General features: G+C 63.2%; 11 protein-coding genes. 9 read left to right on the forward strand and 2 right to left on the reverse strand.

Features of this window, described 5'->3' with window-relative positions:
• The first annotated feature begins 88 nt into the window (after positions 1-88).
• The 3 genes from LN996_RS13150 (at position 89) to LN996_RS13160 (ending at position 6353) form a co-directional block, all read left to right on the forward strand.
• Positions 89-1711 (forward strand): sigma-70 family RNA polymerase sigma factor, encoded by a 1623-nt coding sequence (locus tag LN996_RS13150; protein ID WP_231340822.1) that lies wholly within the window; start codon positions 89-91, stop codon positions 1709-1711.
• A gap of 274 nt (positions 1712-1985) precedes the next feature.
• Positions 1986-5819: a hypothetical protein gene (locus LN996_RS23795; protein ID WP_231340823.1), complete on the forward strand. Its 3834-nt coding sequence runs from the start codon at positions 1986-1988 to the stop codon at positions 5817-5819.
• Positions 5820-5924: 105 nt separating this feature from the next.
• Entirely contained in the window at positions 5925-6353 is a 429-nt protein-coding gene (locus LN996_RS13160) for a hypothetical protein (RefSeq protein ID WP_231340824.1), read from the forward strand.
• Positions 6354-6388: 35 nt separating this feature from the next.
• Here the strand turns inward: LN996_RS13160 and LN996_RS13165 are convergent, their stop codons facing one another.
• Complete coding sequence (locus LN996_RS13165; protein ID WP_231340825.1) at positions 6389-6754, reverse strand: hypothetical protein; 366 nt, start codon at positions 6752-6754, stop codon at positions 6389-6391.
• Between the two features lie 289 nt (positions 6755-7043).
• Here LN996_RS13165 and LN996_RS13170 point away from each other — a divergent pair, with 289 nt between their 5' ends.
• From LN996_RS13170 to LN996_RS13185, 4 genes are read left to right on the forward strand one after another with little or no spacing between them, the layout of a single operon-like run.
• Positions 7044-8606, forward strand: a complete 1563-nt coding sequence (locus LN996_RS13170) for an aspartate aminotransferase family protein (protein WP_308102721.1) — start codon at positions 7044-7046, stop codon at positions 8604-8606.
• Positions 8603-9946, forward strand: coding sequence for a lysine N(6)-hydroxylase/L-ornithine N(5)-oxygenase family protein (locus tag LN996_RS13175; protein WP_231340826.1), 1344 nt, complete (start codon positions 8603-8605; stop codon positions 9944-9946). The genes LN996_RS13170 and LN996_RS13175 overlap by 4 nt, the downstream gene beginning before the upstream one ends.
• Positions 9943-10533 carry a GNAT family N-acetyltransferase gene (locus tag LN996_RS13180; RefSeq protein ID WP_231340827.1) on the forward strand — a complete coding sequence of 197 codons (591 nt, stop codon included), beginning with the start codon at positions 9943-9945 and terminating at the stop codon, positions 10531-10533. The genes LN996_RS13175 and LN996_RS13180 overlap by 4 nt, the downstream gene beginning before the upstream one ends.
• Entirely contained in the window at positions 10530-12371 is a 1842-nt protein-coding gene (locus LN996_RS13185; RefSeq protein WP_231340828.1) for an IucA/IucC family siderophore biosynthesis protein, read from the forward strand. The genes LN996_RS13180 and LN996_RS13185 overlap by 4 nt, the downstream gene beginning before the upstream one ends.
• Here LN996_RS13185 and LN996_RS13190 read toward each other — a convergent pair.
• Positions 12358-13680, reverse strand: a complete 1323-nt coding sequence (locus LN996_RS13190) for a BNR-4 repeat-containing protein (protein ID WP_231340829.1) — start codon at positions 13678-13680, stop codon at positions 12358-12360. The genes LN996_RS13185 and LN996_RS13190 overlap by 14 nt on opposite strands.
• Before the next feature lie 135 nt (positions 13681-13815).
• Here LN996_RS13190 and LN996_RS13195 point away from each other — a divergent pair, with 135 nt between their 5' ends.
• Together LN996_RS13195 and LN996_RS23665 are read left to right on the forward strand one after the other, a co-directional pair.
• Entirely contained in the window at positions 13816-14601 is a 786-nt protein-coding gene (locus LN996_RS13195; RefSeq protein ID WP_231340830.1) for an SDR family oxidoreductase, read from the forward strand.
• A 131-nt stretch (positions 14602-14732) separates the two neighbouring features.
• Positions 14733-16125, forward strand: a 1393-nt coding sequence (locus LN996_RS23665; RefSeq protein ID WP_269215708.1) for a sigma-70 family RNA polymerase sigma factor, incomplete at its 3' end; no start/stop codon positions are given.

Here is a 16125-nt window from a genome sequence, read left to right on the forward strand (position 1 = left end):
GGGGAATCGTGATGCGAAAGCAGGAGTTCTCTACAGGCAGGGAACGCTCGATTCAAGTCAAACAGTTTCTGATGTCACACTATTGTTTATGGATCAAGTATTTGCGGTAGGCGCTGATGGGGCGTCACCAACTTTGGCGATGGCCTCCGACAGCGATCCCCAGATCATTTCATTGGTGCGCCAGGGCGTCACGAACGCCTTCGATGTGCTTTATGAGCGGCATGTGAAGGTCGCCCACTATGTGGCTCGTGCCCAATCGGACAACCCCAGCGATGCCGATGACGTCGTCGCCGAGGCTTTTGCCTCCATCTTCCAACTGCTGACAGAAGGCAAGGGGCCCAAGGAGTTCTTCCGGTCCTACCTCCTGACAGTTGTGCGGCGTACCGCCCACGATCGGAACCGCAAGGCCCGCCGCATGCCGGTGGCGGATGATCAGACGCTTCTCGATGTGGCTGTCCTGGATGACGATCCCGTCCTCAGCGACCTCGAGTCGAGCATCATGGCCAAGGCTTTCAAATCATTGCCTGAGCGTTGGCAGGCCGTTCTTTGGCACTTGGACATCGAAGGCCTGAAGCCCGCAGCGGCTGCCCCCTTCGTGGGGCTTACCCCCAACGGTGTTTCGGCATTGGCGCTAAGGGCCCGGGAGGGCCTGCGCCAGGCTTACCTGCAACAGCACATCAGCAATACGGTTGACGAAGCCTGTGACGAATATGCCAGCCAATTGGGGAAGTACGCCCGCAATGCGCTGAAACGGACGTCGAAGGAAAGGGTCGGCAGTCACCTGGAAGGCTGCGCCAAATGCACGGCTTTGTTGCTTGAACTCAATGACGTCCAAAGCGGCATGCGCGCCATCCTGTTCCCGTTGCTCACGGGGATCACTTTCACCCCGGCTGTTGCTGCAGCCATTGGCTTCGGAGGAACGGCTGCAGGCACGGCCACGGGCGCAGGAAGCGCTGCGCCGGGCAACGTCGCCACGCACGCGTTCGGCAGCGTCAGCAAAGTATGGAAGTTGACCGCTGCCATTGTGCTGGGTGTGGTCGCGTTGGCTGCAGCTCTGGCATGGATTCTTCAGCCAGACCCGGCTTCGCAGTCCACTGTCACTTCCGAAGCGACGTCCGACGTCCCGCCGGTGAAGGAATCGGTTCCCACGGCGACGCCCAGTCCCACTGCGTCGCAAGCGCCAGAGCCGGCACCCCAGCAGGCGTCGAGCCCTCCCGTGGAAGCGGCACCGCAGCTTCCCGCCGTCGTGGTTCCTCCGGTGGCGCCGTCGCCGCGAAGTGCCATCGTAGTCGACTCCGGGACCGTAGTGTCGACGCCCGGAGCCACGGCCTCGACGCCCACGGCGCCCACAACCCAAACGGTTGACGCCGCGTTCTCGGCCTCCCAGGGCTCGATTCCAACAGAACGGGAACTGCAGGTGCAGTTTTCGCTTCAAGGTGAGGGCGTACCGACAAGCGGTGACGTGCTGTTCACCCTTCCGGACCAAGCGACCTTTGTGGCGGGACAGACCGTTGCCCCAGCTGGATGGACATGCGCCAACGATTCTTCGAGCGTCCGCCAGGTTCGTTGCGCCACTGATTCCCTGGCCAACAACGGCCTCGCGTTCACGCTGGGAATTGCCATGCCTGCTTCCGCCGGGAGTGGAACGTTGAACTACCGGTTCACCGGGCAGGGCGTCGTCACCAAGAACTTCACCAACACCTTCCACTAGGCGCCTTCTGCGTGGTGCAGGTGACCCGGTTTTCGCTACGCCAGCGGGCTATGACCGGCACTTTCACGAGCCTGCGGTTGGCATTCCAGGCCCGGCAGAACCTGCCCGGGAGTCGACTGGCCAGAATTTTCTTGAATATTTTTTGAAAATTTCTCAGATTTTCGCGTCACGAACACGCGACTTCTTCCACTGGAGTACTGGCGAGAAGCCTAGCTCGATGCCGGTTCATGCTGTGGACCGGCCTCTTGCGTGACCACTAGAAGCGAGAAAACCCGTGAAACACGCACGTTCACAGAAGCTGTTGGCGGCAGTTGCCGCCGCAGCGATCATGTCGCTGTGGATGGGTGGCGCCGTAGCGCCGCCAGTCTTGGCCACCACGCCCGGCACCCCTGGCGTAGCCCAGCCAGGCACCCCCGTCTACACGGAAGACTTCTCGAACCAGAATGCCACCGCTGGTGCCATCAGCATTCTCAACTACGCGGGCGGCCCCGCCGCAGCCAACGAGATGTACACGGCTGATACGCCCTACACTCCCGCCGGCGGACAATGCGACGGCTGGATACTGAACTCCCTGACCCCGCTGCCAACCTCCGATACCGGCTGCCTCAGGAACCAGCCCGACGGCTGGGGCCAAATCCAGCAAATGTCGACTGCCCTTGGCTTGGCGCAAGGGCAGACGGCAGCGCAGGCCGCCAGCAACCAGTCGCTCTCCGAGTACACCAACAGTGCCTCGGGAATCATTGCGCCGGGTGTCCAGTTCCGGACCAAAGCCAACACTATTCCCGCGATCGCGGGCCACTACTACGCCGTATCCGGCTACTTCGCCCAAGTCAATTGCCACGCGGCACACGCCAGTGAGACCTTCAGCCTTCTCATCAACGGCACACGGCAAGTGCTCAGCACAGGGCTTGACCCCTGTGGCGGCAGCAATCTGGCAAAAGTGCAGGTCACCAAGCTCCAATCGGCTGCCTACCAGATTCCCGCAGGCACAACCCCCTCCCTCGGCCTTGAGCTAAGGAATGAAGCCACCACCGGATCCGGTAACGACGTCGCCTTCGACCTCCCGCAGATCGTGGACGTCACCCCCCAGGTGGACAAGGCCTTCACGCCGTCCATCATCGGGCCGGGCGGAATCTCCAAGGTCACGCTTACGGTGACCAACACCGATGATCTGAAGGCCAAGAACGACTGGTTCATCACGGACACCCTCCCGGCAGGAGTGGTTGTCGCCGGTACTCCCAACATCGGGGGCACCTGTGTGCAAGCCTCGGGAACCAATCCCTTGGTGCGGACGGCGGTGGCTGGAAGCAACACCATTTCTGTCGCCGGCGGTGACATGGCGTTGGGGATGACCTCATGCACCATCACCGTGGATGTCACGGCCGCCGAGGAAGGAACGTATGTCAACGGTCCCGCCAACATCGCGACCAACCTCAATCCTCCGGCAAACGCCACTCTCATCGTTCGTGCACCGCGCCTCCAACTGACCAAGGCACTGGACGCCCCGAGACTGCTGGATTCGGATCAATTCACCGTTGAAATCCGTACGGGTTCAGCCACAGGACCGATTGTCAGCAACACCGCCAACGCGACCACCACGGGTACGGGTTCCACCGTTACTGCCGGTACGGGCATGACCGGCGAATACGTGGCCAACGCAAACGCCACCTACTTCCTGACCGAGTCGGGTGGCGCCAACCTGGCCAGCTATGACAGTGCCATCACGTGCCTCGACGCCAACGGGCTGCAGGCCGAACTGCCCAACGGTGATGCTTTTGATGGTTCGCTGGATCTGGTGCCCGTTGCCGGCGCCGATATCAGCTGCGTGCTCACCAACACCGCCGTCCCGGCACCGGAGATGGAGTTCAGCAAGTCCGCCGACTCGTCCGGCATCCGGAATCCGTCGGTTGTGGGTGACCGGATCACGTACACCTTTACGTCCAGGAACACCGGAAATGTGCCGCTGACCGGCGTCACCATTAATGACCCGCTGGATGGCCTGTCCGCACTGACTTACACCTGGCCGGGCACGCCGGGTACATTGCTGCCCGGGGAGACCGTCACCGCCATGGCGACCTACGCGATCACCCAGGCGGACATTGGCGCGGGTCATATAGCCAACCTGGCAACCACCACGGGTAATCCTCCGACAGGTCCCCCAGTCACCCCGCCGCCCGCAGCAACCGATACTCCGTTGACACCTGGTCCGGCCATGGAGTTCAGCAAGTCAGCCGACGCTTCCGGCATCCGGAATCCGTCGGTTGTGGGTGACCGGATGACCTACACGTTCACGTCCGCGAACACCGGGAACGTGAAACTGACGGGTGTGGTCATCGATGATCCGCTGGCCGGTCTCTCGGCGCTGGTTTATACGTGGCCGGGAACTCCCGGCGAACTGCTCCCCGGCCAGGCCGTCACGGCCACGGCAACATACGCGATCACACAGGCTGACATTGAGGCCGGCCACGTCGCGAACAGCGCCACGACCACTGGTACTCCACCCACCGGTCCGCCAGTCACCCCGCCGCCCGCAGGAACCGATACTCCGTTGACTCCTGGTCCGGCCATGGAATTCAGCAAGACTGCTGACGCTTCAGCGATTCAGAATCCCTCTGTTGCAGGCGATCTGATGACCTACACGTTCACGTCCGCGAATACCGGGAACGTTGCGTTGACCAACGTGGCCATCAATGATCCGCTGGTGGGTCTCTCGCCGCTCACTTACGCATGGCCGGGCACCCCGGGCGAGCTCCTCCCCGGCCAGGCAGTGACTGCCACCGCAACGTACGCGATCACGCAGGCTGATATCGACGCCGGCCATGTCGCCAACAGGGCCACGACCACTGGCACTCCACCCACCGGTCCGCCAGTCACCCCGCCGCCCGGAACGACATATACCCCGTTGACCCCGAAGCCGGCAATGGAGTTCAGCAAGTCTGCAGACGCTTCGGCAGTCCAGGACCCTTCAACGTCTGGCGACGTGATCACGTACGCCTTCTCCACGAAGAACACCGGAAACGTCACGTTGAAGGATGTTGCCATCACCGATCCGCTGGCTGGCCTGTCTGCGTTGACCTATACCTGGCCTGGTGTTGCAGGGACCCTGTTGCCCGGTGAAACCGTGACGGCTACGGCAACGTACGCCATCACACAGGCTGATATCGACGCCGGTCATGTCGCCAACAGCGCCACGACCACTGGCACCCCGCCGACGGGTCCCGCCTTCACGCCTCCTCCGGGCGAAACGGACACCGCGCTGATCACGGCTCCTGCGATGGAGTTCAGCAAGACCGCTGTGGCACCGGCAATCGACAGGCCGTCGAAGGTGGGTGACGTGATCACCTACGATTTCACGGCCAGGAATACCGGCAACGTGAAGCTCGCCAACGTGTCCATTACCGATCCGCTGGCTGGTCTCTCGGCGTTGACCTACACCTGGCCTGGTGTTGCAGGGACCCTGATGCCCGGTGAAACCGTGACGGCTACGGCAACATACGCGATCACACAGGCTGATATCGACGCCGGCCATGTCGCCAACAGCGCCACGACCACGGGCACTCCGCCCGCCGGTCCGCCGGTAGGGCCTCCTCCGGGCGAAACGGACACCCCGCTCACGCCGGATTCCGGCGTGGAGTTCACCAAGACAGCGGATGCGTCAGCAGTGGGAGACCCCACCCAAGTGGGTGACATCATCACCTATAAGTTCAAGGCAAAGAACACTGGGAACGTGCCCATAACGGACGTTGCTGTCAACGATTTGATGCCCGGCCTGTCGGACTTGGCTTACGTGTGGCCCGGTGCTGCCGGGACCTTGCTGCCCGGCCAGATGGTGACTGCCACGGCTACGTACGCAATCACCCAGGCGGATATCAACGCCGGCAGGGTCGCCAATTCGGCGACCGTGACGGGTACGCCTCCGACGGGACCCCCTGTCACCACTCCACCTGCAAGTGTTGTTGTGACGTTCCCGCCGGTGGTTCCGAACCAATCTGGAGGCCCACTGGCCAACACGGGAGTTGTCCTCACCGTGCTGCCGATCAGCCTCCTGGTTGTTGGCTCGGGACTGTTCCTGTTCCTCGTTGGACGTCGTCAGCGTTCCGAGGCGTAGGACAAGAGTGCGCGGCACCCGGGGCCCCAACCCCGGTTGCCGCGTATTTTCCTTGAACTCACAAACGTGAACCCACAAAACTGGAAAGAACCAGGTAGTCATCACATGAAGAAGACAGTCGCGTGTATTGCGGGGGTGCTTGTTTCTGCAACTGCACTTGCAGGTTGCTCGTCGTCCTCAAGCAGCGAGGCGGGGACGCCGCCGTCGTCAACGACAACCCAGGCCGCTACGACAGGCGAGGCAAGACCGGCCAACCCCGGCACGGGCATCATTGGGGCCACCAAGATGACCTCCTGCGATACAGCGCCTGGAAAGGTGACGGCAAAGGGGACCGTGACTCCTCCTGAGGGAACCAAAGGCACGGTCAAGATCACTGTCAGCTGGGTGGATCCGACAACCTCGGCCGTCCTGGCCCGGGGTGAGCAGACCTTCGAGGACGCCGCAGCAGGCGAGGCCCTTGACTGGGTCGCGAACGCAGAGGTGACCAGGCCTGCCACGGCGCTTAAGTGCGTTCTGGGGGCCACGGTCCTGTAACTGGAACCAGGAAGGAGCGGCCGATCGGGTATCTACTACCTGGTCGGCCACTTTTTTTGCCACTGAACCGCGTGCCACAAGAGGAGAGCAGCGGTGATCAGGATGGAGCCCAAGAGCGCATATGGTGCGTTGGAGAAGATCATGAAGTTCAGTTGGGCCGACTCGGCGGACTGGACTGGTATAGGACCCGCAACCGCGCTCATCGCCGCAGTAAGTGCCCACATTCCGAACCACGCAAGGCCGGCGTCCAGAACCCACAACGCAATGATGAACGGGTTGACCGGGAAGCGCTTGCGTTCCGGGCCTGCGGTCTCCGGCACATGGGGACTGACGGCCCGCACGGCGTTGCCATGTTCGTCGATTTCGCGGAAGCCGATGCGCTCGTGAACGTGGTCCTTCATGTGGTCCCCCAACCGTTGGCAGTGGATAGTCCTTGCACTCTACTACTCCATGCCCCCTGGGAGGCGGGGCCCAGCACATGGCCCGAGGGCGACACTCCGTGGCCGAAAAGAGTGCCATATTTTGCACCCAAGAGGGCCCGAAGAAAAGTCAATGACGCGCTACCGGGCGGTACAAGCGCGAGAAACCGCCTTCTAAGCGAAATAGGTCACAAAAGTTTGACGGAAAGGCTTGCCTAAGTAAGGCTTGCCTTTGCTAATAAGCGCCCCAACGCAATGGAAGGAAGCTGACGTGACGTCACCTAGTGTCGAAGAGCGGATCGCTCAGGAGCAGGATTTTGGCTCCAAGGTGGAACTGGCCCTCGCTGCCACCAACCAGCTGTTCAACGCACGAAATTCGCCCAGCTACGTCGCGCAGGTTCTTCAAGGAGTCAATGCTGTCTCCACCAAAGTCCAGCGGACCACCCAGCCGTTCACCGGCGTCGGGCATGCTGAACTGAAGGCCAAGGTGGGTGCCGTCGATCTTGAGCGTCCCTTGCCGGACACAGCCGCCGCCCTCGAGGAGCTGGACGAGCTCTACCTCAAGGACGCCATCTACTTCCACGATTCCCGCTACGCCGCGCACCTTAACTGCCCGGTGGTCATTCCCGCGTTGGTTGGCGAAGCGGTGCTCTCGGCCGTGAACTCCTCCATGGACACCTGGGACCAGAGCGCCGGAGCCACCATGATCGAGCGCCGACTCATCGATTGGACCGCGGAGCGCATCGGTTTCGACGCCGATGCCGACGGCGTGTTCACTTCGGGTGGCAGCCAGTCCAACTTCCAGGCATTGCTGATTGCCCGCAACCATGCCGTTGCCAAGCTGCGGGCCGCGAAGGGGGACGCGCGCCTGCCGCACCTGCTGGACCGGCTCCGGATCTTCACCTCCGTGGACAGCCACTTCAGCATTCAGAAGTCCGCTTCCATGCTGGGCCTGGGCTTCGACGCCGTCATTGCAGTGCCCACGACCGAAGACCACCGCATGGACCCCACCGCACTTGCGGCTGCTTTGGCCGAAGCGCACGACGCCGGACTGGTGCCGATGGCGGTAGTGGCCACTGCCGGGACAACGGACTTCGGTTCGGTTGACCCGCTGTCCGAAATGGCCGCCTTGGTTCGTGCTTACGATTCCTGGCTGCACGTGGACGGCGCCTACGGTGGAGGACTCATCGTTTCCGGCCGCCATCGCCACCTCCTGAACGGGATCCACCTTGCGGACTCCGTCACCGTCGACTTCCACAAGACCTTCTTCCAGCCGGTCAGCTCCAGCGCAGTCCTGGTCCGCAACGGCTCCATGATGGGCCACGTCACCTATTACGCGGACTATCTCAACCCGGAGAGCGCCGCGAAGGCCGAGATCCCCAACCAGGTGGACAAGAGCATCCAGACCACCCGCCGCTTTGACGCCCTGAAGCTGTGGCTCACGCTGCGCATCATGGGTGCCGACGCGATCGGCGCCCTGTTCGATGAAGCGATCGACCTCGCCGCCCGGGTGGGGACGCTGCTGGCTGACGACGCCGAATTCGAGCTCGCCGCCGAGCCCCAGTTGAGCACCCTGGTGTTCCGCTACCGCCCGCTGGTTGATGGCGCCCCCCTTAACGACGATGCTGCAGACGTCCTCAACCCGGCCATCCGCGCAGCCATCTTCGCCTCCGGCGAGGCCGTGGTTGCCGGCACCAAGGTGGCTGGCCGCCACTACCTCAAATTCACCCTCCTCAACGCCGAGGCGAGCCTGAGGGACATCCAGGAAATCATCGAACTTATCCGCCGGACGGGCCACAGCCTGCTTGCGGACACCACGGAGGCTGCAGCGTGAGCACCCAAGACAACGGCAAGATCTACGACGTCGCCGGAATCGGCGTCGGGCCTTTCAACCTGGGCCTGGCCGCGCTGAGCGAACCGGTGGAGAACCTGGACTGCGTGTTCCTGGACCGCCGTGAGTCCTTCGACTGGCACCCTGGCATGATGCTGGAGCCCGCGCACCTGCAGGTCCCGTTCATGGCGGACCTCGTGACGCTTGCCGACCCGACGTCGCCGTTCTCGTTCCTGAACTTCCTGAAGCAGACAGGCCGCCTGTACCGCTTCTATATCCGGGAGAGCTTCTACCCGTTGCGCGCCGAGTACAACCAGTACTGCCAGTGGGTGGCCGGCCAGCTTGAATCCGTTCGTTTTAGCACGGATGTGCTGGATGTGGCGTACGACGACGGCGTATACCGCCTTTCGGTGCAGGGCCCGGACGGCGCTGAGGTGCTTCGCGCCCGCAAACTGGTCCTTGGCACTGGCACGTCCCCGTATGTTCCGGACTCCTGCGCGGGGATAGTCGAAGCCGGCGGACTTGTCCTCCACAACGCCGACTACCTGTCGAGGAAGAGTGAGCTGCAGTCCAAGCGCAGCATCACCATCGTGGGCAGCGGCCAGAGCGCCGCGGAGCTGTACTACGAACTGCTTCAGGAAATCGACGTCTACGGCTACCAGCTCAACTGGGTGACCCGTTCCGGCCGCTTCTTCCCGCTGGAATACACCAAGCTCACCCTTGAGATGACTTCCCCGGAATACGTGGACTACTTCCACTCGCTCCCGGGCGGGCAGCGCGATTCGCTGATCAAGAGCCAGAAGAACCTGTACAAGGGCATCAACTCGGACCTGATCGACGACATTTACGATCTCCTCTATACCAAGAGCCTCTCCGGCATGGTGGATACGCAGTTGCACACGCACTCGTCCCTCACCGCCGCAGAGTGGGACCCCACCACTGGTACCCACGCCCTCCAGTTGCACCATGAGGAACACGGCCGCGACTACAGCCTGGAGTCCGAGGCCGTCGTCCTCGCTACCGGCTATACCTACAAGGAGCCCGCCTTCCTGGCCGGCATCCAGGACCGGATCCGCCGCGATTCCAAGGGCCGTTTCGACGTCGAGCGCAACTATGGGACCGGCGTCGAACCCGGCGAAATCTTCGTCCAGAACGCGGAGCTGCACACGCACGGCTTCGTCACCCCGGACCTCGGCATGGCGGCCTATCGCAACTCCTGCATCCTGCGCGAAATCACGGGCCGCGAGGTCTACCCGATCGAGCGCAGCATCGCCTTCCAACAGTTCGGCGCTCCCGCTCCCGTGGCCGCAGCGTTTCCGGATGCAGTGGGGGCAACCGTATGAGCTTCACCTTCCGGCCCGTCGATCCAGTGACGGACGCACCTGTCCTCCACAGCTGGGTCAGCCAGGAGTACGCGCGGTTCTGGGGCATGGTTTCCGCCAGTGAGCAGGATGTTGTGGAGGAGTACACGAACATCTCGGATTCGGGCCATCACCAAGCGTTCCTGGGGCTCGACGACGGCGTTCCCGCCTTCCTGATGGAGCGGTACCGTCCCGAGTCATCGCCGTTGGCGGACGTCTACGAGGTCCAGCCCGGTGATGTGGGCATGCACCTCCTGGTATCCCCGCCATCCGGCGAACCGCAGCCTGGGTTCACTACGTCCGTCATGCAGGCCGTGATGGCCGAACTGTTCGCTGACGCGGAAACCCTGCGGGTCGTCGTCGAGCCTGACGCCCGGAACCACAAGATCCATGTCCTGAACGAAAAAGTGGGCTTCCGTCCGCATGGCGTGGTGACCCTTCCCGCCGTCGATCCCGCCGAAGACCACAAGCAGGGCCTGCTGAGCTTCTGCACGCGCGAGGATTTCCTCGCAACCCTGACCCCGATTCTGGCCGCGCCTGTCGCGGCGACCAGAGGAGAATCCCTGTGACCACCACTGCCGACAACGCGACTACCACCGCCATTGATTCCGTGTCCCACCTGACCCCTGAACGCTGGGCCATTGCCAACAGGCACCTGGTCCGCAAGGCCATCGCCGAGTTCTCGCACGAACGCATCCTGGTCCCGGAGCTGATCCGGGAGGAGGGCGCCGGCGTCGGCCTTTACAAGGTGGTGAGCGACGACGACACCGTTGAGTACCGCTTCCGGGCGCGCCTCCTGCAGTTGGAGCACTGGTCCGTCTCCGCGGAATCCATCGTGAAGCTGCGTGACGGCGAGGAATTGCCGGTGGACGCTTTGGACTTCATCGCCGAGTTCCATGAGGCACTGGCCATCCGCCAGGAAATGCTGCCTGTCTATCTGGAGGAAATCAGCAGTACGCTGGCCAGCCACGCGTACAAGCAGGGCAAACCGTTCAGCTCAGCCCAGTTGGCTGCGGGCATCACTGGCGGGGCTGACCGCGCTGCCGACTTCCAGGCCATCGAACACAGCATGACCGAGGGGCACCCTTGCTTCGTGGCCAACAATGGCCGGCTGGGCTTCGGGATTGCCGACTACCACGCCTTCGCGCCGGAAACGGGTGCCACGGTGAAGCTGCAGTGGATCGCGGTGCACCGCAGCAAGGCGGTGTTCACGTCCAGCGCAGGACTGGATTACCGGACCCATTTTGAAGCCGAGCTCGGACCAGCCACGCTTGATTGGTTCAACGCTGAACTCTCCGCATCCGGACTGGACCCCGAGGACTACCTGCTCATGCCAGTCCACCCCTGGCAGTGGGACAACAAACTCACCGTGACGTTCGCGGCAGAAATCGCACAGCGCCACATTGTCCACCTCGGAGCCGGGGAGGACGCCTACCAGGCGCAGCAGTCCATCCGCACGTTCTTCAACACCGACTACCCGGAGAAGGCCTACGTCAAGACGGCCATGTCCGTGCTGAACATGGGCTTCATGCGTGGCTTGTCCCCGCAGTACATGAAAGCGACGCCGGCCATCAACGACTGGTTGCAGGAACTGATCGGAAACGACCAGGAGCTCCAGAACCGGGGCCTGGCCATGATCCGCGAATCAGCAGCCATCGGTTACCACAACCACTACTACGAGGCCGCCTCCGCCAAGGGCTCTCCCTACCGGAAGATGCTCTCGGCGCTGTGGAGGGAAAGTCCCCTTCCGCTGCTCAAGGACGGCCAGCAGTTGGCCACCATGGCATCGCTGCTGCACGTTGATGGGGCCGGGAACTCCGTGGTCACGTCCCTGATTGAACGTTCAGGCCTGGCACCCACAGAGTGGCTTCGCCGCTACTTCGAGGCCTACCTGGTGCCACTGGTCCACTGCCTCTACGAGTACGAGCTCGCGTTCATGCCCCACGGCGAAAACGTGATCCTGATCCTCGAGAACGGTGTGCCGGTCCGCGCAATCATGAAGGACATCGCCGAGGAAATCGTGGTCATGGGGGACAGGCTGGAACTGCCGGAGGAGGTCTCCCGCGTGAAGGCCGAGATCCCTGCCGAGGAAATGGTCCTGGCGATCTTCACGGACGTGTTCGACTGCATCTTCCGCTTCCTTGGAGCCATCCTTGTGGAGGACGGGACGTTGCGCGAGGACGAGTTCTGGGGAACCGCAGCTGCGGTGCTCCGCGAATACCAGCAGCGCCACCCGGAGCTTGCAGACCAGTTCGCCATGCACGATCTCTTCGCGGCCGACTTCGAACTGTCATGCCTCAACCGCCTGCAGTTGCGGAACAACCAGCAGATGCTGGACATCTCGGATCCCTCCGGAGGACTCCAGATGGCGGGCCGGCTGGCGAACCCGTTGGCTAAGTTCGCCTAGTCAGGCGCAGTACCACCTCGGTCTCATACGCCTGCGAGGACTTCATTGATCCCCGGAACCAGCACACTGCGTGCACCGACGGGTCGCCGGGCACCACCATCGGGCGGAGGTTGTCCACGGAGGAGTCTTCGGTCACGGCTTCCCACGTCCAGCTCACTCCGGCGTCGGAAGTTACACCGCGGTAGATCTCGTAGTGCGCGGTAGCAACAGCCGTCCGTGGATCTACCGGCGTGGAGATGTACACCCGGTCCAGGTTGTTGGGGTCCACGGCGCCCAGCCCTGTGTAGTCCTGCTCGTGCGGCAGCAGGCCCGCACCGGCGACGGCGAGCGGATGAAGTTCCCAGCGCACCCCATCAAAGCGGGCGTACAGCAGGCGGTGATCGTCGACGTCGAGCATTTGCTCCCGCTGCAGCGGACCGTTGACGTCGTTGGCCCGGCAGGTGACGATCGCGGCAAGTTCCTTGCCCTGCCGGCGAAGGTCAGTAGTCCAGCCATGGGTGAGGGTGTCGCCGTCGAGCGTCATCCCGGCCTCAAAAACGGTGGTGAGGGCCATCTGGTTGACGCCGGCCGAACCGATGACGGGCTTGCCAACCACGGTCCCCCCGGCGTCGTGGAGCCCATCGCCTTGGATGTAGCCGTGGTAGATGCTGTTGTTGAAGTCGCGCGGGTGGTGGTCCGTGGTGATGAGGTCGATGCGGTCAACGCCGTTGGACACGTACCGGGTGTAGCCGTTGACATAGCCGATCTTCGGGCGGGTGAAGAGCTTGCCGCCGTAGCTCCAGGTGCTGCCGTCATCGTCGGAGACCAGCAGCGTGGGGTCGTCGTTGATGGCGCGGACAAAGTTATAGACCCGTTCTTCGGCGTCGAGCCGGTGCAGATTGGAGTAGGTGGCACCGCGGCCGTCCGCCAGCTCAGTCCAATCGAACTGCTGCTCCGGTTCCCATGCGGAAGCGTCGTGCGGGCGGGTGGAAACCCGCCACCGTGAGTAGTTGTCCGTCTTGTGCTTGGCGTACATTGCCACGTAACGGCCATCCGGCCGGATCAGGAGAGCCGGCGCATTGTGGTCATCGGCCTCCAGGCGTTCGTGGAGGACGTGGATGCTGCACTCGCCGGTAGCAAGATCCAGGACAGCGACTTCGATGTTGCCCCCGCGTTCAAGCCCTCCCGGGCCCTCCGGTGCGGCAACCGACCCGAGCAGCAGCGAGTTGTTGGCGGGGTCGATGAGTGCCCGCTCATCCTGGAACCAGCACCAGGCGCCGTTGTTGTTGAGGACCAGTGGCTCATGCTGGGATGGGGCGTCGTTGACCATGGAAATCCTTTGCGGCTTTGCATCGTTTCAAAACCATCTTACGCACCGACGTTCCTGTTAGTGGCAATCCTCCTCGGCCGTATCGTCATGAGGTGCCATCCCGGCGCGGGCCGGGGAGGGGACTAGTCTTGGCGCATGACGACACGAGCCAATGAACTCACCGCCTTGGTCACTGGGGCCACCGCCGGGCTCGGTGCGGAATTCGCCCGCCAACTCGCCGAAGCCGGACACCACCTGGTCCTGGTAGCCCGCGACGAAGAACGCCTGAAGGAAAAGGCAGAAGAGCTTGAACGCGACTTCAGTATCTCGGCGGAGGTCCTGTCCGCGGACCTGACCACCGACGTCGGGGTTTCGGCAGTGGCGGACCGGTTGCGGGACGCTGGCCGTCCGGTGGACGTGCTGGTCAACAACGCCGGCATCGGGTTGTTGAAGCCATTCGAAAGGAACGGCCTGGATGAGGAACGGCGACACCTTCGGCTGCACGTCCAGACACCCATGGAGCTGTGCCACGCTGCGCTCGAAGTGATGCTGGCACGGGGGAAGGGCCGGATCATCAACGTCGCCAGCGTGGCAGCGTTCGCCAACAGGGGCACCTACTCTGCTGCCAAGGCCTGGCAAGTGACGTTCAGCCGGTGGGCCAACATCACCTACGCGAAATCCGGAGTGCAGATCACCGCGGTTTGCCCGGGTTTCACCCACACCGAGTTCCACGATCGCATGGGCATGGATAAGTCCGTGGCTCCCCGATTCCTGTGGCTCACAGCCGAACGAGTGGTGCGCGAAGGGCTGGAGGACAACGCCGAAGGCAGAGGCGTTTCCATACCGACGCGCAGGTACAAGGTGGTCAGCTTCTTCGCCCGCATCCTGCCAGCCAAGCTCACGTCCGGCCCACCTCGTCGGCCACTGGAGCCATCGACGTAAAACCCGGTCCGATGGTGTTCACTTGATCGGTTCCGGGCCTTAGGCTGGGGCTGGAATGTGGCACCGGGCGCGGCTGCCGCACTGGGGCTACAGCAGCGTGGTCCCGCATGCAGGCCTCACGAAGGTCTTGTTTGCCCGCGTATGATGCCGTGTCCGAAGCGGGTAGCGGCATGGGCGAATCGGCTCCAATGGGGGGCCAGGGGCGGCGCGGAACGCACGACGGCGGTGCCGTCGCCATGGCGGACAGCGACATGGAACTGGTCCTGCAGGTCCGTTCGGGGGACAAAGCTGCGTTCGAGACGCTCTATGGGCGGCACCGTTCCATTGCCCGAACGGTGGCCACAGCGCAACTGGACAACTTTGCTGACGTGGACGATGTTGTGGCTGACGCTTTCGCCTCTGTTTACCAGGCCCTGGCCGCGGGGAAGGGACCTGATTCCTTTTTCCGCGCGTACCTTCTGACCGCCGTCCGGCGAACGGCCCACCTCATGAACAGGGCGGCGACCCGTACACGCCCAACATCTGAGTCTTACATGTTGGATTCGGCAATTGCCCATGATGATCCAGCCCTGGCTGCGTTCGAGTCAACAGCGGTGGCCCAGGCATTCCGCTCTCTTCCTGCCCGTTGGCAGGAAGTCCTTTGGTACGTGGACATCGAGGGGCTGAAGCCCGCTGCAGTTTCGCCGCTGCTTGGCCTGACTCCCAATGGAGTCTCCTCCCTTGCCCTCCGCGCACGGGAACGCCTGCGCCAGGCCTACCTTCAGAACCACATCAGGTCCTCGGCAGGGGAAGACTGCGAGGAATACTCAACCCAGTTGGGCGCGTACTCCCGGGACGGGCTGAACCGGAGGAGCCAGGACAGGGTTCAGGCACATCTTGAGAACTGCCCCAAGTGCACTGCCTTGCTCCTGGATCTCAATGACGTCCAGTCAGCCATGCGGGCTGTGGTCTTCCCGTTGGTCGCAGGTGCAGCGTTTACCTCCGTCTTTCCAGCTCTTGCAGGGGCGGGCACCGGCGCCGGGGCGGGCGCCGGCTTGGTGCACGGCGTGCCGCACAAGGAGATGGCCTTCTTCTTGAAAGTGGGCGCAGGTGTGCTGGCCGTCGCGGCAGTGACGGTGGGCGCGGCGGTGGCGTTTGGAGGTGGAGGACCGGCCGCGGTGGGCCCGCCTGTGGCGGAGGCGTACCCTACCTCTGGTGGGCAAGTTTCCCATGGCACAGATCCGCCCGGCCCTGGAGCCGGGGAAGACGAGGAGTCCGAACTACCGGGCCGCGATGAGCCGTCAAACGGAGGGATCGAGAAGCCAGCCTTGTTTCCCTTTCCTATGCCCACGAAAACAGCACCCATCGGGTTCCCAAAGCCCGCGCCGTCCCCGACGCAACCACTGTTTCCGACGTTCGCACCCACAGGGCCACCGACCTTCCCGGCCCTGGTGCCGACTCCGGGCCCAACCCTTGCTCCAGGCCCAACGTCAACGCCGAGTCCTTCCGCAACGCCAGTCCCCCCTCCGCCGCAAACCCCCACGG

The organism is Arthrobacter sp. AK01, from assembly GCF_021109375.1.
Lineage (GTDB): Bacteria > Actinomycetota > Actinomycetes > Actinomycetales > Micrococcaceae > Arthrobacter.

Coding starts and splice junctions, on each gene's coding strand:
- LN996_RS13150 (WP_231340822.1), top strand. CDS start 89: ATGGATCAAGTATTTGCGGTAGGCGCTGATGGGGCGTCACCAACTTTG.
- LN996_RS13160 (WP_231340824.1), top strand. CDS start 5,925: ATGAAGAAGACAGTCGCGTGTATTGCGGGGGTGCTTGTTTCTGCAACT.
- LN996_RS13165 (WP_231340825.1), bottom strand. CDS start 6,754: ATGAAGGACCACGTTCACGAGCGCATCGGCTTCCGCGAAATCGACGAA.
- LN996_RS13180 (WP_231340827.1), top strand. CDS start 9,943: ATGAGCTTCACCTTCCGGCCCGTCGATCCAGTGACGGACGCACCTGTC.
- LN996_RS13190 (WP_231340829.1), bottom strand. CDS start 13,680: ATGGTCAACGACGCCCCATCCCAGCATGAGCCACTGGTCCTCAACAAC.
- LN996_RS13195 (WP_231340830.1), top strand. CDS start 13,816: ATGACGACACGAGCCAATGAACTCACCGCCTTGGTCACTGGGGCCACC.